Here is a 22,662-nt window from a genome sequence, read left to right on the forward strand (position 1 = left end):
ACATCATGGGCGTTTTGCAACGCATCGTCGAAACGGCGAAAGCCGACCCGAAACGCATCGTGCTGTGCGAAGCCCAGGATCCGCGCGTGCTTGAAGCAGCAATACGGGCACAGCGGGACCGTATTGCTGATGTCATAATGGTGGGCGATCCGGTGCAAACCGCCGCGATCGCCAGCCAGCATGGCCTGGATATCTCGGGCATGACCATTACCGACCCAGCGACCAGCCAAGCGCGTGAACATTATGCTCAACAGCTGTACCGCTTGCGCGAGAAAAAAGGCATGACACTGCAACAGGCACAGCAAGCCATTGCACAACCGCTGTGCTTTGCCAATCTCATGCTGCAGATGGGTGACGCCGACGGCTCGGTCGCCGGTGCCGTTCACACGACAGCAGATGTGGTTCGCACTGCACTTCAGGTGGTGGGCGCCAGCGCCTCTGCCGGCAGCATCGTGTCCAGTTTCTTTCTGATGATTTTTGAACACGAGCACCACCCAACCAAGGGTGGCATGATTTTTTCCGATTGCGGCCTGGTCATCGATCCGGATGCACAACAACTGGCACGTATTGCCCTTGACTCGGCAAAAAGCGCAAGCGCGCTGCTGGGCGAGGCGCCACGCATTGCCATGTTATCGTTCTCGACCCTGGGAAGTGCGCAACATGTCAACGTGACCAAAGTCCAGCACGCCACTAGTCTGGTCAAGCAAGCGCAGCCGGATCTTCTGATCGACGGCGAAGTGCAGCTGGATGCCGCCATTATTCCCGACATCGCATCACGCAAACTCAGTGATTCTCAGATTCATGGGCGCGCCAATGTGTTGATTTTTCCGGACCTGAATGCCGGCAATATTGGCTACAAGCTTGCCGAAAGACTGGGGGGCGCCATCGCTATCGGCCCGCTGCTGCAAGGACTGAACAAACCGGCCAATGACCTGTCGCGGGGCTGTAGTGCCGACGACGTTTACAATGTCATTGCCGTCACTTGCGTACAGGCACAACAGCAGCAACTGCAAACCCATGCCAGTGAATTATCGTCGGTGTCCGCCGGCCAGTAATCGCGCAATATCGTAAAAGACAGCAGGCGTCAATGCTTGCTGCAGATCTACCGCCAGGCTTCTTGGATAATACGAACTCAGATCCAGCCCCACACCCAGTCCGACAACGTCAATACCCTGGCTGATGGATTGCCGCACGACCTGTTGCAGGTGGCTGGCCAGATAATAATCATCGTTGACATATTGCGTGGCGCTGTCCATCGGGCAACCGTCAGAGACCACAATCAGGGTGCGGCGCCTGACCGGCTGCTCCTGCAGCCGCTGCGAGGCCCAGAGGACCGCCTCACCGTCCACCCCTTCCCGATACAGATCATGCTTGAGCAATGCAGCGATATCCAGACGCGCGCGCGACCAGCTCGTATCGGCCTGCTTAAATAGCAAATGACATAGCTCATTAAGGCGCCCGGGATGAGCCGGCTTGCCCTGGCGCTGCCAGTCTTTCATGGCACGACCGCCATTCCAGGCACCGGTCGTAAAGCCAAGCAATTCGGTTTTCGCGCCTGCCATTCCCAAAGCCCGCAACAAGGTATCGAGCAATACCGACAGGCGGCGCGCATGCGTGCGCATGGAACCGGAGCAATCGAGCAAAACAGTAACCGCCTGGTCGACCCGCTCAATGACCTGGTCCTGGCGAAATATCCGTGTCTCGGCAGGACTGGCAATCAACTGGCTGAGCGTACGGCCATCAAGAATGCCCTCCTCCTGGCCGAATATCCAGCCGTCGTCCTGCGGCATGCGAAAGATGCGGCGAAACAGCCTGGCAAGTTGAGCCACGCCGATTGACAATGAAGCACGATCTTCGTCCATTTGCTGGCGAAACTGCTTAAGCTCTGCTCGCCTTACTCGCGAGGCTGCCAGTTCAATACGGTCGTAGCGACGGGTGAATACGCGGTAGCTGGCCTGGTGCTGATCGAATACCCGGCTTTGGCCGAACGGTGCCACATCAAACCCATCTTCGGGCTGCGCATCCGGTGTGAGCAGCAGGGAAAACAGCGACCGGCTATTTTTATCGGAATCCTTTGGCCGGCGATCCAGCGCCATTTCCGCCGCCAGATTCAAGCTGACCTTTTCGGCAAGCCGTGCAGCCATCGCAGCGTAGGCTGCCTGATCATTGCGCAGACGGCGCAAGGCATACAGCTCTTCGCCTATTTCACCAGCCATACCAGCGCGCGTGGCTTCCAGCAGATCCTGCTGGGCCTCGCTGAGCACGCCCCCGGTTACTCTTGACCACACGGTAAGCATGACCGTAAACAGCAAAATACCCTGGCTGGACTCGATCAAGGCCGAATGTTCAAATGCCTCGGCCCAGGCACGAAAGCGCGTCTGCACATTCGCGCGCACCCCTGGCCAGTCTGAAGCGACCGTCGCCTCCAGACGCACTTGTTCGAAAAAATCATAGAGAAGCCGGGCAGTCTCATCTTGCGGACATGCCTGTTCATAGATGGTCGGATCGCAGGCAAGCAGACGCAATGCCAGCCCGTCGGCCACGGCACGAAAATCCTTGAAGGTCTGATTGTCGGGATCCAGCCGCAGATGTGGCGCCAGCACCGGCACCAGACTGTCATCCAGATACAGTCTGCCCTTCCTGAAATGCGCATTGGTGCGTCCGCTAATGGCACGCACGGCAGCGCCGCACAACTGGTCGGTATGTTGCTGGAATATGCTGTGCGCAATATCGTTCACGTCAGCATGGTACCCATAAATGCTTCGGGCAGCTCTTGTTCGAAACAGCGCTGATAATATTCGGCAATCAGTTCTTTCTCGGCGTCATCACATTTGTTCAGGAATGACAATCGAAATGCCAGGCCGGTATCGCCGAAAATCTGCCGGTTCTCTGCCCAGGTAATCACGGTGCGAGGCGACATGAGCACGGAAATATCACCTGCCTCGAACCCCTTGCGCGTGAGGTTGGCCAGATCCACCATTTTGCGAATTGTCTGGCGCCCTTGAGCATTGTCCATCTGCGGCACTCTGGCTGCAGTAATCTGCACCTCGTCCTCGGGTTGCAGATAATTGAGAGCAGCGACAATATTCCAGCGATCCAGCTGCGCATGATTGAGCGATTGCGTGCCATGATACAGGCCGTTCAAATTGCCCAACCCCAGCGTATTGGCCGTCGCAAACAGCCTGAAATCGGCGTGCGGGGCGATGCTGCGGTTCTGGTCCAGCAACATGAAATGACCGTTGCGCTCCAGAATCCGCTGAATGACAAACATGACATCGGGCCGACCGGCATCGTATTCGTCAAAGATCAGCGCCATGGGTTGCTGCAACGCCCACGGCAGAATACCTTCCTGAAACTCGGTGACCTGGCGCCCTTCTCGCAACACAATGGTGTCCTTGCCGACCAGGTCCAGGCGGCTGATATGGCCATCCAGGTTGACCCGCACGCAAGGCCAGTTCAGCCTGGCGGCGACCTGTTCGATATGCGTGGATTTACCGGTGCCGTGCAGGCCCTGAATCAATACCCGCCTGTTCTGAATGAAGCCGGCCAGGATGGCAAGCGTGACATCATGATTGAAATGATAGGCGGTGTCGATCTGCGGCACATGTTCCGTGGGTTCGCAAAATGCGGGGACGGTCAGGTCGGTATCAAGGCCGAAGACTTGCCTGACGGAAATCTCGCGGATGGCGCGGTGTGAATCTTGCGGGGTGGTCATGAAATACTGCCTCCGTTGCAGATCGCAATGGCGGACCACTGCGCGTGAATGATTTACGCTGCCGCGTTGGCTTTTTCAATTTCTGCCAGCGAATCGGCTGCACGACGCAATACCGGCAAAAATCCCAATGCCTTTTCACGGGTAATGCGCATGATGGGAGACTGCGCCGCGATGCCCATGTTCGACTTGCCATTTTCTCCCGGGACCAGCACAGCAATACAAATGAGGCCGGGCAAAAACTCTTCGTTGTCCATGGCGTAACCTTGCCGTCGCACCTGTTCTATTTCCTGTTCGATCGCGTCATAGCGCGTCAGGGTATTCGGGGTATACTGTTCCAGTGGGGCTGCTTCCAGCAGACGACGACACTGCGAGGGCGACATTTGCGCAAGAAACAGTTTGCCACTGGCCGAGCAATGCAAGGGGACGCGCGAGCCCGGGTGTAGATAGAACCGAAGCGGCGCGACCGTTTCCACCCGATCCAGATACAACACCTCGTTGCCGGTGCAGGCGGTAATGTTGCAGCTTTCACCGATTTCCTCAACCAAGTGCCGCAAGACTGCACGTCGTGAGCCGTGAATAGTGTTGTTCAGCAGCAGCTTTTCGGCCATCTGGTGCAAGCGACGACCGGTGCTGTACTGCCTGCCATCGCCGTCGCGAATAATCAGCCTTGCGCTTTCCAGTTGCTGTAGCATACGGTGCAGGGTTGGCTTGGGAATACCCAGCTCTTCACTGAGGCTTTGCAGCGAAAAATAACTGTCTTTTTCGGCAATGACCTCAAGAAGCGCAAACAGCCGTAGCGTTGGGGTGTTGCCTTCGACACGTTCAGATTCGATCATATCCATAGAAATCGCCATTTATTCCAATTATTTTGCAATTTATTTCAAATACTGAAATAAATTATACCAATAACCGGAATATTGATCAACGTTTTCTTGAAATGACAGGAAAATGCTGCGCAACCAGTTCAGCCAGGGTTTTAATGCCAACTGCAATTTTGGGCTCGTCAATGGACCCATAACCAAAACGAATGTAGCGTCGGGTGCCTTTCGATACCCTGCTGAAGAATACTTCTCCCGGCTCAAGGACAATTCCGTTTTGCAACGCCACTGCCGTCAGCGCAGTGGTGTCGATATGTTCCGGCGCCCTTACCCAGCAGAATGATCCGCCCGGCGAGGAGATGATCTGAAACGTCGGTAGATACTCCTTTAGCGCATCGCGCAGCGCCCGTTCGCGTTGGCCATAGATTTGTGATTGCTTGCGCAAAAAAGACTGGTAATGGCCCAGCGAGACGAACAGGGCAAAGGCCCGTTGCAGAAAAGAAGGGGCATGTCGCAACATCAGCCGTTTCAGTGCACGCAGCTCGTCGACCAGCGGCTTGGGGCCAACAATGAATCCCAGCCGCAAGCCGGGTGCAAATGTTTTTGACAAACTGCCTACATAAATCACACGCCCGTTCTGGTCCAGACTCTTGAGCGCCGGAAAGGGTTTATCAATAAAGCTGTTTTCAAATTCAAAATCGTCTTCGACAATCACCGTATTGCAGGCATTGGCTTTTTCAAGAAGCGCCTGGCGCCGCGCCATGGACATGGTGACCCCGGTGGGGCATTGGTGGCTTGGCGTGACAAAAACCATATCCATGTCAACGGTAATACCCGCGACATCGACGCCCTCTTCATTGACCGGCACCGGCACCACGTGACGGGTGCGGCTGGAAAAAATATTGCGCGCGTCCGGATAGCCGGGTTCTTCCATACCCACTTTATTGCCCGGCCTGACCAATAAATCGGCCAGCAGATACAGCGCGTGCTGAGCCCCCACTGTCACCATGATTTCATCCTTGGTCGCCGAAAAACCCCGTCGCGGCAGGACCTGGTTCTGGATCGCGGCGATAATCTCCGGGTCGTCCATCATGATCAGGTCCTGGGCCCAGCTGCGAATGTCCACAATGGACAGCGCCTTCATGCAGCATTCACGCCACTCGGAAGTGGGAAACAAGGCGGGATCAAACTGACCGTACACAAAGGGATAGGGCTGGGTCTGCCAGTTGGCCGGCTTGCGGATATTGCGTTGCTGGCTGGGCCGCGCATGAATGCGTCCGTGCCAGAAATCGGTTTCGTCATCGCCACCGGCGCTGGCGATAATATCAAGCATATTGCGCTGCTGCGCTGCCTGCCCCACAAAATGACCACTACGATTGCGCGTCACCAGATAGCCTTCGCTGACCAGTTCCTGATAGGCAAACACAACCGTATTGCGTGCCACCTTGAGCGTATCCGACAGGAAACGGCTGGAAGGCACCGGCGCATCCGGCGTCAGGTGCCCCTGCGTAATGGCGGCCACCAGCATCTGCCGGATCCGGCCCTGCAGCCCCAGCGATTCACTGGTCTCACGAAACAGTTTTTCCCAAAGCAGCGCACTCAGGGCTGCCCGACTGGGCGCGCTGACCTTGTCCAATCCCGGGCTGACACGTTTTCTGTAATTACTCATTGCTTTTTTCTTGTAACAGGCCAATGATGGCGTGATCCGGCAAGTGATGGGTGTATCCGTGTGCCGGATCACGATAATTTCAAATGCAATAGAAGCTTGCGATTATCCCTGAAACGGACATGGCCGCCATGCAAAGGCGATCCATGTCGGCAAATCTGGCATGTACAGGTTCGATCTATACCTTGCCCTTCCAGGGCACCATGGCCTTCTCTATATAGCGGATCAGGGCGTCAAAAATAAACGCAAAAAACCCAATAATAATGATACCCATAATGACGGTATCACTGGCCAGATACTGCGCGGCATTCAACACCATGAAACCCAGGCCGCGATCGGCCGCCACCATCTCGGCAGCGACCAGTGTACTCCAGCCCACCCCAATACCAATGCGCATGCCTGTGAATATTTCCGGCAGGGCCGACTTCAATATCACATACCAGACAATCTGTCTGTTTGAGCCGCCCATGGAGTAGGCAGCATGGATCTGCTCCATTGACACCGACTTGACGCCGGCCCTGGCGGCAATCGCCATGGGCGCAAAGATAGCCAGGTAGATCAGGAAAACCTTTGGAAACTCGCCAATACCGAACCAGATGATGACTAGCGGCAAATAGGCCAGCGGCGGCAAGGGCCGGTAGAACTCGATGACCGGATCGAACAGCCCGCGAGCGACGCGATTGACCCCCATCATGATGCCCACCGGTACGGCCGTAAGCAGCGCCAGAGCGAACGCCGAAAACACCCTGGTCAGACTGGCCACGGTATGCTCGACAAGCGTCGCATTGGCAATGCCATCTGTCATACCCACGATGAATTTGTTATACACCGCTACAGGCGACGGCAGAAACAGCGGCTTCACCCAGCCAAAATACGTAATGATGGACCAGACCACCAGCAATGAAATCGCAGTTGCGATACTGATAAACACGCTGGCCCCCGCCCCCGGCGCTCCATAAACTTGCCCCGGTACAGCAGCAGCTCTGCCGAACAGTTTATTAAGCATGGTGGCCTCCTTCCCGTTCGTCGCTGTAGATGATGTTCAGCACTGTCTCGCGCATACGGATGAATTCGGGGCTTGATTTAATTTCCCTGGCATTTTTTCCCGCCAGAAACTCCCGGTTGAATGACAGGTCGTAGGTGTTGGTAATGCGGCCCGGCCGTGGTGACATCACAATCAGCTTGGAGCCCAGAAAGAGTGCTTCTTCTACGCTATGGGTAATAAAAAAGAACATTTTGTGGGTCACTTCCCACACCTTGAGCAACAATTCCTGGATGGTTTCGCGGGTCAGCGCGTCCAGTGCCGCCATGGGTTCATCCATTAACAACATGGCCGGATTGCAGGTCAGGATGCGGGCGATTCCCACCCGCTGCTGCATCCCGCCGGAAAGCTGATAAATCATATGTTGATGAAAGTCCTTGAGCCCCACCAGCTCCAGATTGCGTGCTGCGATCTCATGCCGCTTGGCCTTGGACACACCCTGCAGTTTGAGGCCGAATTCGGTATTCTCTATGACATTGAGCCAGGGCAGCAACGCGTGCTTTTGAAACACCACGCCGCGATCCGCACTGGGACCGGAGATCGGCTCATTACCCAGCATGATCGAACCGGACGATGGCGACATGAAGCCGGCCAGCAGATTTAAAAAGGTTGTTTTACCGCAGCCCGAGGCGCCGAGCGCTACCACGAACTGGCCCTTATTGATGGTGAGGTTGACATCCTTGAGCGCGACCACACTGTCATTCTGGCGAATCCCGGGATACACCACATTGACGTCTTTTACATATAAATTCTCGGCTACAGTTTGCATTGCGATTGTCTCCAACTACACATTCGTTCTGTGAAAGGTGGAATGCCACCTTTCAGCTTATGACAGCCGCAATTATTTCTGCTTTGCGGCCTGCTCTACCCAACTGGCATTCACAACGCCGCTGTAGTCAGCAAGCACAGAGTCAATCTGTTTTTGCTCCTTGAGGAACGCAGCGCTCTCGGTCAGCGCCTTGACCGCACCGGAACTGGCGCCGCCACCCAGCCAGGTATTGGAGGCCATGTCTGCCGCTGTCGGAAAGACCAGCATTTTCATCGCTTCCAGAATATCCTTTGAGTCGCCGCCAATCATCTGAGTAATGCCCTTGACCTCTGGACTGCTTTGCGTCCACTTGGCGCCATTCTGTTTATAGTCGTCATAGGCATCGGCCAGGACCCTGGTGTAGGCCTGCATGAACTTGGGATTTTTCTGCGCCCAGTCTTTGTCGACCACAATACCGTCAAACGTCGGGACACTGGCCTTGCCTACTTCCTCGGAATCGGTCAGAACCGTGCCATCCTTGAGCAGCGTGGTCAGTGCCGGAGGCCAAACATAGGCCGCGTCGATATCGCCGCGCTGCCAGGCTGCCACGATCTGCGGTGGCTGCATATTCAGAATACGCACATCACGCGGATTCATTTTCCACACCTTGCTGAGCGCAACCAGCAAATGAAAATGCGAGGTCGAGACAAACGGCACGCCAATCCGCTTGCCCTTGAGGTCTTCCGGCTTGCTGATGCCCGACTCCTTGCGGACCACCAGCGCCTCGGAATGGCCGATGTTGTCAAGAATCCAGAACAGCTGCATATTCACGCCGCGCGTCGCTGCGGCCGCAATCCCGGTCGAGCCAAGCACGCCGATAGGGATGCCGCCGGAAGCCAGGGCGCTGGAAATATCACCGGCCGAACTGAACTGGCGCCATTTGACGGTATAGCCTGCGGCCTTGAGCGGCTCGTCGAATTTTTTCATCGCAATGGCCGACACATAGGGCCCAACGATCTGCTGGTAGCCAATGGTGACTTCTTCCTGCGCCGCTGCGTGGGTGGACCAGGCAAGCGTTGCCACGGTTGCCGAAGTGCACAACAATGTTTTCAGAAACGTGTTTTTCATGTTTGACTCCACGAGTGGTGGTTTACAACGTTGTAGTAGGTGCGCCAGGTAGGCGCGACGATGTTTTGCTATGAATTTATTAAAATTGCATTTGTCGGGGGTCTCTCTTGCTGCGGTACTGCTACCTCCTGTATTACCTCATGGTCCTGCTGGTGGCAAAGTCAGCGAATCATCAACTTTGCCGGATCGGGCGCCACGCCAAACCATTTGCGATAGATCGTGGCGTAACTCCCGGATTCGATCGCCTTGCGCAGCGCGGCGTTGACCCGCTGCGTCAGGGCACTGTTCTTGGGCATGGCTATTGCGTAGAAATTATTGGGAGTGGCCAGACTGTCCGCTACCCTGATCAGACCCTGGCCTTTGTTCTGGCTGTAATAACGCACATTTGCCGTGTCGTGAACCAACGCATCCAGTCTGCCGGCGGCCACCTCCAGATACGGAAAGCCGGCATCCATGTTCTGAAAGTACATGACCTTCGCCTGCGGGAGCATGCGGTTGACATAGTCGGCCGCTTCGGTGCCGCGCTTGACCCCCACCCGTTTGTCGGCCAGATCGGCAAAGCCATTGATATCGGTATTACCATTGGCGACCACCAAGGAAATATCGCTGCGAAAATAAGGATCGGAAAAATCTACGCTACGTTCCCGATCTTGCGTAATGGTGATGCCGGCGATGGCCATATCCACCTTGCCGGCCGTCAGATTCGCAAAGATATTGGAAAAATCCATGGGCAGCAGGGAATAGGACACGCCCATTTCGCGTGTGATAAGGTCCAGCAGGTCCATATCAAAGCCTACATATTTGCCGTTCTCACGGAACTCGAATGGCAAAAAAGCGGTATCGGTGGCAACCACCAGCGTTTCTGCCCGCGCCGCTCGGGCGCCTGGCGGTATCACTGAATACAGCATCAGAAAAGCGAATGCTGCCAGAGCCAGGCCAATAGACTTGCGACGTAAGCAGTGCCGAAGGTTCATCAGATCACCTCATCTCTCAGGTAATACCAGTGATAGAGCATGGCCTGTCCGAGGCGCCGGAAAGGAGAAAACAGATGTCCGGGCAGCGGCGAGTTGTAGATGGGCAGATCCCATTGGGCCCCGTCCTGTCCCACAATGCGCTGCGCCAGGCGTCGCCCCGCCCATGCCGAGGAAGACACGCCGTTACCACCATAGCCGAACGAATAATACAGCGACAACGAAGGATCGGGCTGGACGATACGCGGCATCATATCGTGGCTGACATCGACCCACCCGCTCCAGTTGTACGCAATGGGCACTCCCTCGAGCGATGGGAATTTGCGGTAAAGACCTTTTTTGAGCAAATCCAGATGCTTGGGATTGGCCGCGTCCTTGCCGGTAATCGCACTGCGACTGCCAATTTGTACTGAACCATCGGGCAACAGCCGATAATAAAAGCGCAGCGTACGGGTGTCGGTAATGAACACAGTCGATTTGAGTCCGGCCTCGGCCAGTTCCTGCGCGGTCAGCGGACGGGTCACCATGGAGTTGGACTGGATCGGCATCAGCTTGGAACGCGTCGTGGTATGTACCCCCTGCGTTGTATAGCCGCCGGTGGCGAAAGCCACCTTGCGCGCCTTGACGATACCGCCCGGCGTATGTAAATGGTGCAGGCCATCGCGCGTTTCCACTTTCATGACCGGGCTGGACGTATGCACCTTGACCCCAAGTTGCCGTGCACGTCGCAGATAACCGAAAGCCAGCTTCAGCGGGTGTACGCCGACGCCCTGGGGCTCCCATAAGGCCGCCTTCGCTTCCTGGTCGTTCACATATTCTTCACACAATTGGTCCCGGCTAAGCATGCGCGTCTTGTAGCCGAAGACCTCATTCATCAACCGGCTTTCATTGCGTAGAAAATCGACTTTCTTGTCTCGATGCGCCGTGTATAGATGGCCACCGGTTTGCGCATCACAATCGAATTGCGCCACCAGTGACTCCCAATACTCGAAACCGGAGCGTATTTCTGCATCCAGCCGTTTGGCCGTCTGCTCACCCCATTTGGCAATCCATTGGGAACGGTACAGGCGACCCATGGCATTCTGTCCCTGCCCGCCGTTTCGACTGGTGCATCCCCAGGCGGCGGCATTGGCCTCCAGCACCACAACCTCGGCCTGATGGTCCTGAGCCAGATGCAGCGCAGTAGACAGCCCGGTAAAACCGGAACCTACCACAACTACATCTGCAATCAGTCCGTCCGGGGCCGGGCCGTCATCGGGCGGCGGCTCACCTGCAGTGGCAACCCAGTACGTCGGAGCATACTGCTGGCCTTGCGTTGGGGTATCGGTAAGCGGATCAAACAGCGGATCGTATGCGCGCATCAAAGTTGCCATGACGATGCTCCCGCCTATTTTCCAGCCGCAATTGCAGGACGGCTCTTGCGAAATGCATTCTTCACAAGAATCTTTCCGTCTTTGAATGTGAACAGGTCCACCATATTGGCTTCAATGCGAGCGCCGTCTTTCTGAGTGCCGGTAAACGTCGTTTCCGATACCCCACGATCGCCACTGATCCAGTGCTTGCCATTGCGCCATTGTGCGTCTGGAATGTTTTCCCAGGCAGCCTGAAAAGCCTTTCTTACAGCCTCACGCCCTTCGATCCGGTTGCCGCAAACCTGATCGCCGGCCACGGTTTCAAAAACACAATCATCGTGCATGAACGACATCAGGGCTTCAATGTCATGGTCGTTCCACGCCTGGGAAAAGGCTTCAAGGGTCTGGATATTTACCGCGTTACTCATTTTGCATTCTCCTGCTTTGATATTTCAATCAAAGATAGAAGAAGTTTGCCTGACGGTCTAGGTCCAGTTTCCGCACTTCGTTGAGTCCAGATCCAGCGGCCCGCAATGAGCCACAATGGCACAGTTGTGCGCCAGTACAAAGCGGCTGAGCATTGCAGCGTACCAGCCTGCTCATTGACGGTGCACAAGGCGCGCGCCGGTTGTGCGCTGCGCTATTTCGGCGCAGCGCCAGCGGATAGAAACAGGACAATGAACGCGCATAAGTCCAGTCAGTCCAGCGTATCGCTCCAGATATTTTTTGCCCAGGAACGCGCATCGGCGCCCTCTTTTTCGGAAGGATGCGCGGACAGGCCGCCCCCTTGGGCCGAAACCATGTCCATTTTTTCCGGGTCGTAACGGTAGACATTGGCCACATGCATGGCCGATGTATCGTCGACATAGCTATAGCAGGTATTGGCAAAGACCGGCAGCGGATCAGGTTGAGCGCCGGCCAGTCGCGCAATCATGCTGCTGGCGCACACCTTGGCCTGGGAGTTGGCGATATGAGCCGATTTGGGAAGCCCCGAATCGACGGAATCGCCCAGCAAATGAATACCAGGCGCCTTGCGCGATTCATACGTCACAAAATCCACATCGCACCAGCGGCCCTCTTCGTTGGACAATCCGGTATCGAGCGCCAGCCGGCCTGCAGCCTGGGGTGCAATTACATTCAATACATCGGTCTTCCAGGTATCGAATACTGTTTTGACCGTCCCGGTGTCAACATCAATGGCCGAGAGCTCGCTACCCGGCTGGTAGTCTATAAGCCCCGCGTACTGCTCGGCCCAATTGCGTTCAAACAATGCGCGCTTGGACGTAATGCCGGGGTTGGCATCCAGCACCAGCACCTTGCCTGTGGGGTTATGCTGTTTGAGATACCACGCCACCTGACAGGCCCGCTCGTAAGGTCCGGGCGGACAGCGATACGGTAGCGGCGGCACCGTGATGGCAAAAACGCCCCCCTTGCGCATGTGCTGTAGTTGCCGGGCCAGTGCCTGCGTTTGGGGGCCGGCTTTCCACGCATGAGGAACACGTGCTTTTGCCGCATCGGTCTGCGTCATGGGCAACTGCGAATAGTCAAAACTGATGCCGGGCGCCATAATCAGATAATCATAGGAGACCGGCCCGGCTGCAGTACGCACCTGCTTGCGGTCGGGGTCTACGGCCAGTACCGTTTCCTGGCGCACTGTCACGCCATGCTTGCGAATCAGGTTGTCATAAGAGCGGGTAATCGCCGATAGCGGGACAGACCCGCCCAGCACCAAATTGCTAGTAGGACAGGAAACAAACTGCGCATTTTGTTCAATCAGCGTGACCGACAGTTGGTATTGGCTCCACATGCGCAAGTATTTTGCCGCTGTCGCCCCCGCAAAGCCTGCCCCCACAATGACAACATGCGCCTGCCGCAAGCTGCGCGCGGCGCTCGCGCTCAACGGCCAGACACCGGCGCCAAGCCAGGCCGCCCCCAAGGTATTGATAAATTGCCTGCGCTTCATCGTTGATGTTCCGTCTGTATGCTGAAATACCGCAAGTCATGATGCAGCCCGATCTTTATTTCATTTGAAATAAACTGAGTATAGAAGCAGCTCATCGGGGCGCGGGCAAGGCCGAGAAATAGACGGCCAAGCGATCGATTTCATCTGCGGTCAAGCCTCGGGCGTGTTGCGTCATGACATCGGTGTCTGTCTTGCTGGTGCGAAACGCCATCATGCGTGACAGAAACTGGGTTGAAGACATCCCCGCCAAACTTGGTGTCTCCGACACACTGACCCCGTTCGTACCATGGCAGGCCGCACAGGACGCGGCCAGGACACGGATATGCAGATCAGATTGTGACGCCTGCGCCATTGCCTGCGTGGCGTCCAATAGCAATACCAGAGTCCATAAACGCATTGTGATACCGGTCCATGTAATCATGTTCAACCCTATTGCCACTCCATTTTCGGAAACAACAAATTCACATTGCGCGGATTGATCACATCAAAAAGCCGCCATTTATCCTTTTCCTGCACAGCCGCGTGTTGCATCACTTGGCTCATGTCCTGCCCCTGATCGATGCCCTGCGCAATATCGGACTGCAGTGTCTGCAAATAGCGTTGCTGCGCATCCCAGGCCGCGGCCTGGTCTTTCGGACTGGGACCATGCCCGGGCACCAATCGCGCCACCGGCTTTTGTTTGATGATATCGATCGTCTGGAGCCAGCCTTTGACCTCGCCATCAACCGAAGGGGTGCGTTCGGTGAACAGCAGATCGCCGGTCCATAACGTTTCTGTCTGTTCGTCAAGAACAGTCAGATCTGTCGTGCTATGCGCGGAGCCCCAGCTTTGCAGCAACAGGGTTCGCCCGCCCAGATCCAGCCGCTGCGGTTTGGAGATCTTGATGGTTGGCAGGACAATCGTATTCTTGCCGCCGTCGGCGCGGGCTGGCGCCGCGCGCAGATAGGCGTCCTGGCTTTCATACATGGCCTGCGCCAGTTGGGCATGTCCGACAAACCGGACATTGCCGTCGGCAAACGCCGCATTGCCCAGGATATGATCAGGGTGCACATGCGTATTGATGACATAGCGGATCGGCAACGCGGTGGTCTTTACCACGGCCTGCGCAAGCGCGCTGCCGATGTCAAAGGAGCCACCCGTATCGATCACTGCCACTGCCTGTTTGCCAACCACGAACCCGATATTGGCAATATCACCATCGTAATCAGCATCATCAAAATCCTGATGCGCCCCCTGATGCACGTATACGCCCGGAGCCACCTCATGCATTTGCAGCGGTGCTGCAGTGGCCACGGCGCAGGCCAATGCCATCAACCATGGCAGCGCGAGCCGAAAAATCCCGGAACGCATTACTGCACCGTCACATCTGTTTCATGACGAAAGTGTTTGCCTTCGTTGTCCTCTGCGAACACCGTCAGTTTCCCACTTTTATCGGGCACGAAGAAAAACCGGAAATTCGGATCTTCGCTGATACCGATATAAGTGTCCGCCTGCATGACTGGTTTATCGTTATAGCGGATGTCTATCTTCTTGATGAAATAGGCCGGACGAAAACCCTGAGTCATCAGGTCGCGCTGCAAACCTGTGTTCATGGGATGGCGTATCATCAAACGTCCTTGCGCTGGTTTTCCCGCATGAACCGGATCGACAGCGGCCAGTTTCATTTGCCCGGCGTTTTTTCTGGCTGCATCAGCATCGCCACCGACCGTGCCACCACAGCCGCCCGATGCCTTGACCGGTACTGCGTTGCGAAAATAGCGGCCATCGCTGGTTTGGGCGACAACGTGAACGTAGTCATCTACTTCAAGCCGAATGCGAGTAGCAATATCGACCTTGCCACTTTCCGGCGTAAAGTGAAAGACAGCGGTCAGCGGCACAGGATTTTCCGGGACAACCAGTGTCACATTCTTGATGTAGTCGTCCTTGGTTGCCGGATAGTCGATGGAAAATGCAAACGGCACCTGTGCGCCGCTGGCTGCCCTTTTGGGCGCGGCAATATGAATAAAGGGGCCGTCCTCCAGTTTTTTCCCGGCAAAAAAGCTGCTGTTGACCTTATCCCAGGCAGGCGCATCGACCCCAGCCAGCGAGGGCGAGGACAGCGAGATGATCATGACAGAACTGATCAGCATGACTGATTTGCGTAACATGTGAACCTCCTCAATGAACATGTTCCGTTCTCTGTACTTTACCGCGGCGTAATTGGCACGCGAGGTATTTTTTATACTGTGACTTTGTTGCGGTTCTAAACGACCCTGGCAGACACGACTATAACAATATACATCGAATTGTCGGACTGAGACAGGAACGTGCAGATTGCAAAAAAAAGAGAAAAAGCAGCTGATAGTTGCCGGGTGCTTTATTGCGCCCGCGCACAGGCTGCGGTTGGATAAATAGCTGGTTTGCCCGGCAGACGCAGCTATTTCAGACCGGCGATGTTGCCTGGCCGCATTGCAAGCGCGCAGCTTGCAATGCGCGCGCCGGATAAAATATGTCAGGCTCTTACATGACCCGGGCTTCATGACCCATCAATGCAGCGATCCCCAGCGCTTGACCGATGGTTCTGCCTGCGCCCATAGCCAATACTGTCCGTTCTTGCAGACATCCAGCGTATACCAGTGCTCGGCTGGCTTGCCATCTACAGTGCCTTCTACTGAAAACAAGGCCTTTTTGCAGGTTGTTAGTGCATTAACCGATTCGCTGACAACAATTGTGCGGCCCTTGTTGTTTCCGTATGGGATTGGCTGTTCAACCCGCCAGCGTCGCTCCTGCCCGGGTACGCTCTGCGCAATTGCATTTGCAATTTCCTGCTGTTCTGCTGCACTGAACCGCTTCATTACATACTTGACGCCGGCATCCACCGCAGCGTTGGTGGCAACGGCCACAGTCAGGCCCAGCGCGGGATTGCCCGTTACCGATGATGTTGCCGCACCGGCAGTAATACCCGGCAAGGTCGCAATCACAGAACAACCGGCTAGACTGCCCACGGCACAAACGCCAAGTGTGATTATTGCAAGATTGGCACGTAACTGCATTACTGCAAGGCCCCCCAGCGGCTGACTGCCGGCTCTGCAGTGGCCCATGCCCAGCGTGGTCCGTCTTTGCAGATCGAGGCCACATAAAACTCGTTGCGAGGCATCGAATTTTCTTCACTGTCGACCGAATAGACAATTTCCTTGCATTCCAGCAAACCCTGGCTGATCACACGACTGACCGTCACCCGGCCCTGTTCATTGGGCTCCATGGGGATGGAATGAATCGACTTCCAGTTGGCCACCTCACCTTCTTTCAGGCTGCCGGCCGCAGTGGCAATCACTTCCTGGGTATAGCCATGCATTTCTCGCTGCACATATTGCACGGCAGAACGGGTGGCCGCCTGAACGCCAACGCCGATACCGGTTGTGACCGCCGCGTTATCGGTGACTTTTTGGGCAAGCGCGGCGCCGGCAATCCCGGCACCAGCCGAAGAGCCCTCCAGCACCAGCGACTGACAGCCCGCCAGCCCCATCACAAGCGACATACCCAGCAGCTTGAATGCAATGCAATAGCGGCGCAGGAAGCCGGCGCGACCAGGGTGTGGCGCAACACCCCGGCACCCAAAAAAAGCAAACACGTATAGAATATTTAATATGCGAAAAATCATGCACTTATAATAGTTTGTTGACAAAGTGCATTATATTGGCAACGGACATCAATTGAACATCAAGAACCGTCAGGAAGTTGTAATCAGATGTTTGCCGGGTGCCTGCAGCCCTGAATCAAGGCAGGCGGATTACCGGGCTGGCTGACCATCAGGGCGCGCTACGGCCGGTGCGCCGCAGCGTTCAAGACAATACGCCCGCAACAGGATACAGGTCGCAGAGACAAAGCGCGTAGCCACAATGGCAGCACAGGGTCCTTGTTCAGCCTTAACGGCCTCACAAGACGGCCAGCATCCCTCCATCCACATAAATGATTTGACCGTTCACATAGTCGGAAGCCCGTGAGGCCAGAAAGATGGCAGCGCCAGCCAGCTCTTCCGGCAAACCCCAACGGCCGGCCGGCGTGCGGCTCTTTACCCAACCATCGAATTGCGGATTGCTCAACAGCGCTTCGTTCATATCGGTTGCCATATACCCGGGACCAATGGCATTGATCTGAATCTTGTGTGCGGCCCATTCAGCTGTCATCGCGCGTGTCAGCATTTTGATGCCGCCCTTGGAAACAGTGTAGGGCGCCACCGTCGCACGGGCGCACTCACTGGTCAGCGAACCAATATTGATGATTTTTCCGCCCTTGCCACGTGTGATCATGCGTTTTGCCGCTTCACGCCCCACCAGAAAAGCACTGGTCAGATTGGTGTCAAGTACGCGATGCCATTCGGCCACCGCCAGCTCTGTCAACGGTTTTCTAAGCTGAATGCCTGCATTGTTGATGAGTATGTCCACTTGCCTGTTCTGGCGGTCCAGTGACTCAAAGGCGGCGACCACTGCATGTTCGTCTGCCACATCAAAAGCCAGTGCGTCGGCAGCAAAGCCCCGGTCGGCAAGCAGCTGTGCCGCCTGTTCAAGGCGATCTACGCGGGTGCCATTAAGGATGACATCGGCGCCATGTTCTGCCAGTGCCTGGGCAAAGGCAAATCCCAGCCCACGCGAAGAGCCGGTGACAAGCGCTGTCTTTCCATTTAAATTGAATAATTCAGACATGATTTTTTCTTCTCTACTCTTATAGTGATTCCGGGATGCTGACGCGAATGGTCAAGTCCTCCCGCTCGAATACGTCGTCGCGCAACTCCACGCCCAGGCCGGGTCCCTCCATCGGAAAGACATAGCCGTTTTCAATCCGCGGCACTGCGGTCACCAGTTCGTTGTACCAACCCTTGTAAAACGCGCGCACCGACTCCTGTATCAGCGTATTGGGCTGACTGAACGAACAATGCACAGCGGCCGCAAAGCCCACCGGCCCGATGCAATCGTGCGCAGCGAATGGCCGATGCCAGGTCTCGGCAAGCGCGGCTATTTTGCGGCCCTCTGTCAATCCACCACTCCAGCACAGGTCTACCATCACCACATGCATAGCATCACGCTCCAGCATATCCTTGTATGGATAACGGGAACCGAGGGTTTCGCTCGCACACACCCAGACCGGCGTAGATCTTGCATATTCGGCCAATGCCTGCGGTGAATTCATGCGAATGGGATCCTCATACCAGCGTGGCGCATACGGCTCTATGGCACGCGCGATTTCTTTGGCGGCGGGCAAATTCCACAAGGAATGAAACTCCACCATAATCTCCATTTTGTCACCGACCGCCTTGCGAATTTTTTCAAACGGTTCCAGTGATTTTTTCATTTGCCGGGCGTCAATGAACAAGCCTTTATTTTCAATGGCCGGTGGATCGAACGGCCAGATTTTCATGGCGGTGATGCCCTGTTCAAGCAGGTCCAGCGCCAGTTCATCTGCACGATTCATGAAACCGTCCAAATCTTCATAAGGACCTTGCACCTGTCCTTTATTGATCTGCCAGTTGGACACCGGCTTGATATTTTTTGCTCTTACATAGTTGTAGCCCGCACAGGTGTTGTACACCCGGATTTTGTCGTGGCATAGGCCGCCGAGCATTTGGTGCACAGGCTGATTACAAACTTTGCCAAACAGGTCCCAAAGCGCGATATCGATGGCCGAAGCCGCCCGGTATTCCGCGCCGGTCGAGGACTGCGCCATGGGCAGGTTCAGCATTTCCTTATGCAAGGCCTCAATATGCAATGGATTTTGCCCCAGCAAACGAATGGCCAGGGTTTCATGAATGTGCGCCTCCACAGCGCCTGCGCCATAGAACGTTTCCCCCAGGCCCACCACACCGCTGTCGGTATGAATGCGCACCCAGATGACGTTGAAAAACTCCTGAGTACGCAGCGTTTCAATTTTGGTGATTTTCATAAGGATCGATGACCATTGAATCTATTTACACTGGCATGCAAATCGTTTTCCGCACGCTCGATAATTTCCAGCACAGCTCGTTCCGCCCGCTCAGGATTGCGCGCAGCAATAGCCGAAAGCAGCGCTTCGTGCAAAGGCTGGGAACGGGCTGGTCCGTCCGGCACCTGTATGCACAGATCAAAGCTGACTTGAAGAATCGCATTAATCGCCTGCTGCATTTGACGCAAGAACTGGTTATGACAAGCATCCAGAATGGCGCCATGGAAAGCCAGATCTGCCGGCACATACTCGCCCTTGCCATTAATTGCACGTGTCATGGCGTCCAGATGGTGACGCATGGCCGCAAGATCTTCTGCGCTGGCCCGTTGCGCCGCATACCGAACGGCCGCAGGCTCAATCACGCGCCGCAGCTCCATCAGATCGGCAATGTACTTTTCATCGACCATGCCCGTGCTGGCTCGCCAGACAACAACCTTGGGATCGAAAAGCTGCCAGTTCTCTGGGGATTGCACCAGGGTGCCAGTACGGCGACGCACCGACACTAGGCCGCGTGCGCTAAGTGACTTGACCGCTTCCCGTACGACAATGCGGCTTACACCCAGCAGCTCGCACAGGTCCGGCTCCGGCGGCAGCACTGTCCCGGCGGGGTATATCCCAGTGCAGATATCTGCGCCCAGGCGGTTCAGAACGTCATCGTGTATTGTTTGTCTAGGTATCATGATCACAATCATAATACGTATGATGATTGAAATACATAGTAATTACCCTGATTCAAGGGGGATGCCTGTCCACGGGTGATACTGTTGCGATAGACGTCACGCACAAAGGGCTGTCGGGTGAATCTGTCGGTTTATTTTGAACGCATCGGGAATACTCGCGCAGGGACTGGCAAGGCCCGCTTGATGCAGGAGCGTCAATGCCGGCAAGCGCCTGTTGGGGCTTGCGCCAGCCTGAAGCATTCAATACAGCGTATCGCGCTGCCGTTGCGGCAGCTCCCGATCATATTTTTCCCCGTCGATCTGCGCGTGAGTCAGGCCCGCCAAAATTGCGCCCGCTGTTGGTACGTTCAACTGGTCTCGTTCCGGCGCAGGATTCCACAAACCAGAGCGCTGGATAGCACGGGCACACTGAAAAAAGACCCGCTCTACTTTCATGACAATGACGCATTGCGGCGGCTTGTCGCGCATGGCCAGGCGCTCCAACAACGGCGGCGCGACGCTGATGTGTGCAGTACCGTTAACGCGCAGCATTTCCCCCATGCCGGGAACCAGAAACAGGACAGCCAAACGCGGATCGGTGAGCAAATTGCGCAGGCTATCGATGCGATTGTTACCCCGCCTTTCAGGCAGCAACAGCGTTCGCTCGTCTTCAATCTGGACAAAACCGGCGGGATCGCCACGCGGTGAAACATCCAGACCCTCCGGGCCGCTGGTGGCCAGAATGGCAAATGGAGAGGCCTCGATCAGCGGCCGGTACAATGGATGTATATGGTCCACTTCCTTTTTCAGTGACGCGGCGCCGGGCGTACCAAACAAAGCGGTCAGTTGTTCTATGGTGCCAATGTGGTGGGGATCATGAGAGGGCATCGGCAGGTTCTCCAGAAAAACAATATGCAAAAGGAAACAAAGGCCTACTATACTACGCCTTTATCACTACCTTCCTGTGACAGGAAACCGCGCAGTTCGTTATGCAGGCAAGACAGGAGCTGCCCGCATAAATAACAATTGAAATATAGCAGGCACTTGGAACAGTGCGGCCCTTCCACACTAGAAAAATACTCACCCGGTCTTTGCCATGCTGTATGCAATTAATCCGATAAGGCGTATCCTTTGCAGTGTATCGCCGGCGGCGGCGATCATCTTCAAGGAGATTCTCATGAACAAAGCACTACTGTCCTGCATATTGGCCCTGGCCGGTGTGGGATTTGTCGGCAACGCAGCCCTAGCGGCCGAACCACCGGTCAAAACAGAAAATGACATACTGGTCGACAGCAAAGGCATGACGTTATACACCTTTGACAAGGACAAAGAAACCCCGGGGAAAAGTGCATGCTCGGGCCAATGCGCAGAGAACTGGCCACCGCTGATGGCCACCGCGGAAGATAAAAAATCCGGCGATTATGATGTGATCAAACGTGATGACGACCAATCACAATGGACATACAAGGGACAGCCGCTATACCTGTTCAAGAAAGATAGCAAACCCGGCGACATGACCGGCGATGGCGTCAAGGACGTCTGGCACATCATCAAACCGTAGTCGTGATCTATGGATATCGGCAGCTGGTCAACCCAGCGCGGTATCCAGAAACATCATGACCGCAAACCCGGCCATCAGTCCGATGGTTGCAAAAGTCTGGTGGCCGTTGCGATGCGTTTCCGGTATGACCTCATGGGATACCACAAATATCATTGCACCTGCTGCCAGCCCAAGACTCATTGGATAGGCCACGGCCATACCGCTGGACATCCCCACCCCCACAATGGCGCCGAGCGGCTCCATCACGCCGGAAGCTGCGGCAAGCAAAACTGCCCGCCCTACCGGTATCCCGATAGCCCGCAGCGCAAGCGCCACGGCCAGGCCTTCCGGAATATCCTGAATGGCAATCGCCGCTGTCAGGGGCAGCCCAACCGACATATCGGATTTGGAAAAGCTGACCCCAATGGCCATGCCCTCGGGCAAATTGTGCAAAACAATGGCCAGCACGAAGAGCCAGACGCCGTTAAGACGTTTGTACTCGGGCCCCTGCGTGCCCAACTCCTGATGCATATGCGGCGTGAAATAATCCAGCCCCAACATCAGCAGCACGCCAAAGGCCAATCCCAGCACGACTACTGACGATCCCAGCAACGCACTGCCAGTAATCTCCTGGGCTGCCTCCAGCCCAGGCAGTAAAAGGGAAAAAGAACTGGCTGCGAGCATCATGCCGGCGGCAAACCCAAGCATCGTATCCTGAGTGCGAACCGGGATGCTGCGCAAGCCGAATGCAGCCAGCGCGCCCAGCGCGGTGGCGCCGAACCCGGCAAAACCGCCGATCAGCGCATAGTCAAAGGCGGTATCGTCAACCGACGTCACGGCACGATAGGTGCCGGTCAGCAACAGCACCAACAGGCATGCTCCCGCGATTAGCAGACCCGCTGTGACTCGCGGACTTTGACGGGCCTGCAGCATCCAGGCCTGCCGTAAAGACTGCTGTGCGACATCATTCGTATTCATTTTTACCTTGATCCCTCGAAAATTGGATACAGACAATCAAACACATAGTAACAAAATGACATCTGCAATTTAAATTTATTGCAACGACAATATGCGAAACTCTAGCAATTACGAACGCACACTGACC

Annotated in this window: 23 protein-coding genes; 2 read left to right on the forward strand and 21 right to left on the reverse strand. The window is 55.6% G+C overall.

Features of this window, described 5'->3' with window-relative positions:
• The first annotated feature begins 5 nt into the window (after positions 1 to 5).
• Complete coding sequence (gene pta, locus INT32_RS19065; RefSeq protein ID WP_193090292.1) at positions 6 to 1,055, forward strand: phosphate acetyltransferase; 1,050 nt, start codon at positions 6 to 8, stop codon at positions 1,053 to 1,055.
• Here the strand turns inward: pta and INT32_RS19070 are convergent.
• The 20 genes from INT32_RS19070 to INT32_RS19165 form a co-directional block, all read right to left on the reverse strand.
• Positions 1,029 to 2,738, reverse strand: a complete 1,710-nt coding sequence (locus INT32_RS19070) for a cobalt chelatase (protein WP_193090293.1) — start codon at positions 2,736 to 2,738, stop codon at positions 1,029 to 1,031. The genes pta and INT32_RS19070 overlap by 27 nt on opposite strands.
• Positions 2,735 to 3,715: an AAA family ATPase gene (locus INT32_RS19075; protein WP_193090294.1), complete on the reverse strand. Its 981-nt coding sequence runs from the start codon at positions 3,713 to 3,715 to the stop codon at positions 2,735 to 2,737. The genes INT32_RS19070 and INT32_RS19075 overlap by 4 nt, the downstream gene beginning before the upstream one ends.
• Before the next feature lie 53 nt (positions 3,716 to 3,768).
• Positions 3,769 to 4,557, reverse strand: coding sequence for an IclR family transcriptional regulator (locus tag INT32_RS19080; RefSeq protein ID WP_226817284.1), 789 nt, complete (start codon positions 4,555 to 4,557; stop codon positions 3,769 to 3,771).
• Between the two features lie 79 nt (positions 4,558 to 4,636).
• On the reverse strand, positions 4,637 to 6,202 hold the full coding sequence (locus tag INT32_RS19085; RefSeq protein WP_193090296.1) for a PLP-dependent aminotransferase family protein: 1,566 nt from the start codon (positions 6,200 to 6,202) through the stop codon (positions 4,637 to 4,639).
• A 175-nt stretch (positions 6,203 to 6,377) separates the two neighbouring features.
• Positions 6,378 to 7,205 carry an ABC transporter permease subunit gene (locus INT32_RS19090; protein WP_193090297.1) on the reverse strand — a complete coding sequence of 276 codons (828 nt, stop codon included), beginning with the start codon at positions 7,203 to 7,205 and terminating at the stop codon, positions 6,378 to 6,380.
• Positions 7,198 to 8,010 (reverse strand): taurine ABC transporter ATP-binding protein, encoded by an 813-nt coding sequence (locus INT32_RS19095; protein WP_193090298.1) that lies wholly within the window; start codon positions 8,008 to 8,010, stop codon positions 7,198 to 7,200. The genes INT32_RS19090 and INT32_RS19095 overlap by 8 nt, the downstream gene beginning before the upstream one ends.
• A gap of 72 nt (positions 8,011 to 8,082) precedes the next feature.
• A complete protein-coding gene (gene tauA / locus INT32_RS19100; protein ID WP_193090299.1) occupies positions 8,083 to 9,117 on the reverse strand; it encodes a taurine ABC transporter substrate-binding protein in 1,035 nt (344 codons plus the stop codon).
• A gap of 161 nt (positions 9,118 to 9,278) precedes the next feature.
• A complete protein-coding gene (locus tag INT32_RS19105; protein WP_193090300.1) occupies positions 9,279 to 10,091 on the reverse strand; it encodes a transporter substrate-binding domain-containing protein in 813 nt (270 codons plus the stop codon).
• Positions 10,091 to 11,461, reverse strand: a complete 1,371-nt coding sequence (locus tag INT32_RS19110) for an FAD-binding oxidoreductase (protein ID WP_193090301.1) — start codon at positions 11,459 to 11,461, stop codon at positions 10,091 to 10,093. Before INT32_RS19110 ends, INT32_RS19105 begins: the two co-directional genes overlap by 1 nt.
• Before the next feature lie 14 nt (positions 11,462 to 11,475).
• The gene (locus INT32_RS19115) at positions 11,476 to 11,868 is read right to left on the reverse strand and encodes a nuclear transport factor 2 family protein (protein ID WP_193090302.1); all 393 of its coding nucleotides are present in this window, start codon (positions 11,866 to 11,868) and stop codon (positions 11,476 to 11,478) included.
• Between the two features lie 269 nt (positions 11,869 to 12,137).
• Positions 12,138 to 13,403 carry an FAD/NAD(P)-binding oxidoreductase gene (locus INT32_RS19120; RefSeq protein WP_193090303.1) on the reverse strand — a complete coding sequence of 422 codons (1,266 nt, stop codon included), beginning with the start codon at positions 13,401 to 13,403 and terminating at the stop codon, positions 12,138 to 12,140.
• A gap of 91 nt (positions 13,404 to 13,494) precedes the next feature.
• Entirely contained in the window at positions 13,495 to 13,824 is a 330-nt protein-coding gene (locus INT32_RS19125; RefSeq protein ID WP_193090304.1) for a c-type cytochrome, read from the reverse strand.
• Positions 13,825 to 13,832: 8 nt separating this feature from the next.
• Positions 13,833 to 14,753 carry a quinoprotein relay system zinc metallohydrolase 2 gene (locus INT32_RS19130; RefSeq protein ID WP_193090305.1) on the reverse strand — a complete coding sequence of 307 codons (921 nt, stop codon included), beginning with the start codon at positions 14,751 to 14,753 and terminating at the stop codon, positions 13,833 to 13,835.
• The gene (locus INT32_RS19135; protein WP_193090306.1) at positions 14,753 to 15,550 is read right to left on the reverse strand and encodes a quinoprotein dehydrogenase-associated SoxYZ-like carrier; all 798 of its coding nucleotides are present in this window, start codon (positions 15,548 to 15,550) and stop codon (positions 14,753 to 14,755) included. The genes INT32_RS19130 and INT32_RS19135 overlap by 1 nt, the downstream gene beginning before the upstream one ends.
• A 378-nt stretch (positions 15,551 to 15,928) precedes the next feature.
• On the reverse strand, positions 15,929 to 16,435 hold the full coding sequence (locus INT32_RS19140; protein ID WP_193090307.1) for a hypothetical protein: 507 nt from the start codon (positions 16,433 to 16,435) through the stop codon (positions 15,929 to 15,931).
• Positions 16,435 to 16,920, reverse strand: coding sequence for a hypothetical protein (locus INT32_RS19145; RefSeq protein WP_226817288.1), 486 nt, complete (start codon positions 16,918 to 16,920; stop codon positions 16,435 to 16,437). Before INT32_RS19145 ends, INT32_RS19140 begins: the two co-directional genes overlap by 1 nt.
• 397 nt (positions 16,921 to 17,317) lie before the next feature.
• Complete coding sequence (locus INT32_RS19150; RefSeq protein ID WP_193090309.1) at positions 17,318 to 18,085, reverse strand: SDR family oxidoreductase; 768 nt, start codon at positions 18,083 to 18,085, stop codon at positions 17,318 to 17,320.
• A gap of 19 nt (positions 18,086 to 18,104) precedes the next feature.
• Positions 18,105 to 19,319, reverse strand: a complete 1,215-nt coding sequence (locus INT32_RS19155; RefSeq protein ID WP_193090310.1) for a mandelate racemase/muconate lactonizing enzyme family protein — start codon at positions 19,317 to 19,319, stop codon at positions 18,105 to 18,107.
• Positions 19,316 to 20,038 carry a FadR/GntR family transcriptional regulator gene (locus INT32_RS19160; RefSeq protein ID WP_193090311.1) on the reverse strand — a complete coding sequence of 241 codons (723 nt, stop codon included), beginning with the start codon at positions 20,036 to 20,038 and terminating at the stop codon, positions 19,316 to 19,318. Before INT32_RS19160 ends, INT32_RS19155 begins: the two co-directional genes overlap by 4 nt.
• 240 nt (positions 20,039 to 20,278) lie before the next feature.
• Positions 20,279 to 20,905 (reverse strand): pyridoxamine 5'-phosphate oxidase family protein, encoded by a 627-nt coding sequence (locus tag INT32_RS19165; RefSeq protein ID WP_193090312.1) that lies wholly within the window; start codon positions 20,903 to 20,905, stop codon positions 20,279 to 20,281.
• 289 nt (positions 20,906 to 21,194) lie between these two features.
• Between INT32_RS19165 and INT32_RS19170 the strand changes: the two genes are divergently transcribed.
• Positions 21,195 to 21,578, forward strand: a complete 384-nt coding sequence (locus INT32_RS19170; RefSeq protein ID WP_193090313.1) for a hypothetical protein — start codon at positions 21,195 to 21,197, stop codon at positions 21,576 to 21,578.
• Positions 21,579 to 21,605: 27 nt separating this feature from the next.
• On the opposite strand, the gene INT32_RS19175 is transcribed toward INT32_RS19170, so the two are convergent.
• On the reverse strand, positions 21,606 to 22,535 hold the full coding sequence (locus INT32_RS19175; RefSeq protein ID WP_193090314.1) for a ZIP family metal transporter: 930 nt from the start codon (positions 22,533 to 22,535) through the stop codon (positions 21,606 to 21,608).
• Positions 22,536 to 22,662 lie beyond the last annotated feature (127 nt).

Source organism: Advenella sp. FME57 (genome assembly GCF_014897675.1).
Taxonomy (GTDB): Bacteria; Pseudomonadota; Gammaproteobacteria; order Burkholderiales; family Burkholderiaceae_B; genus Advenella.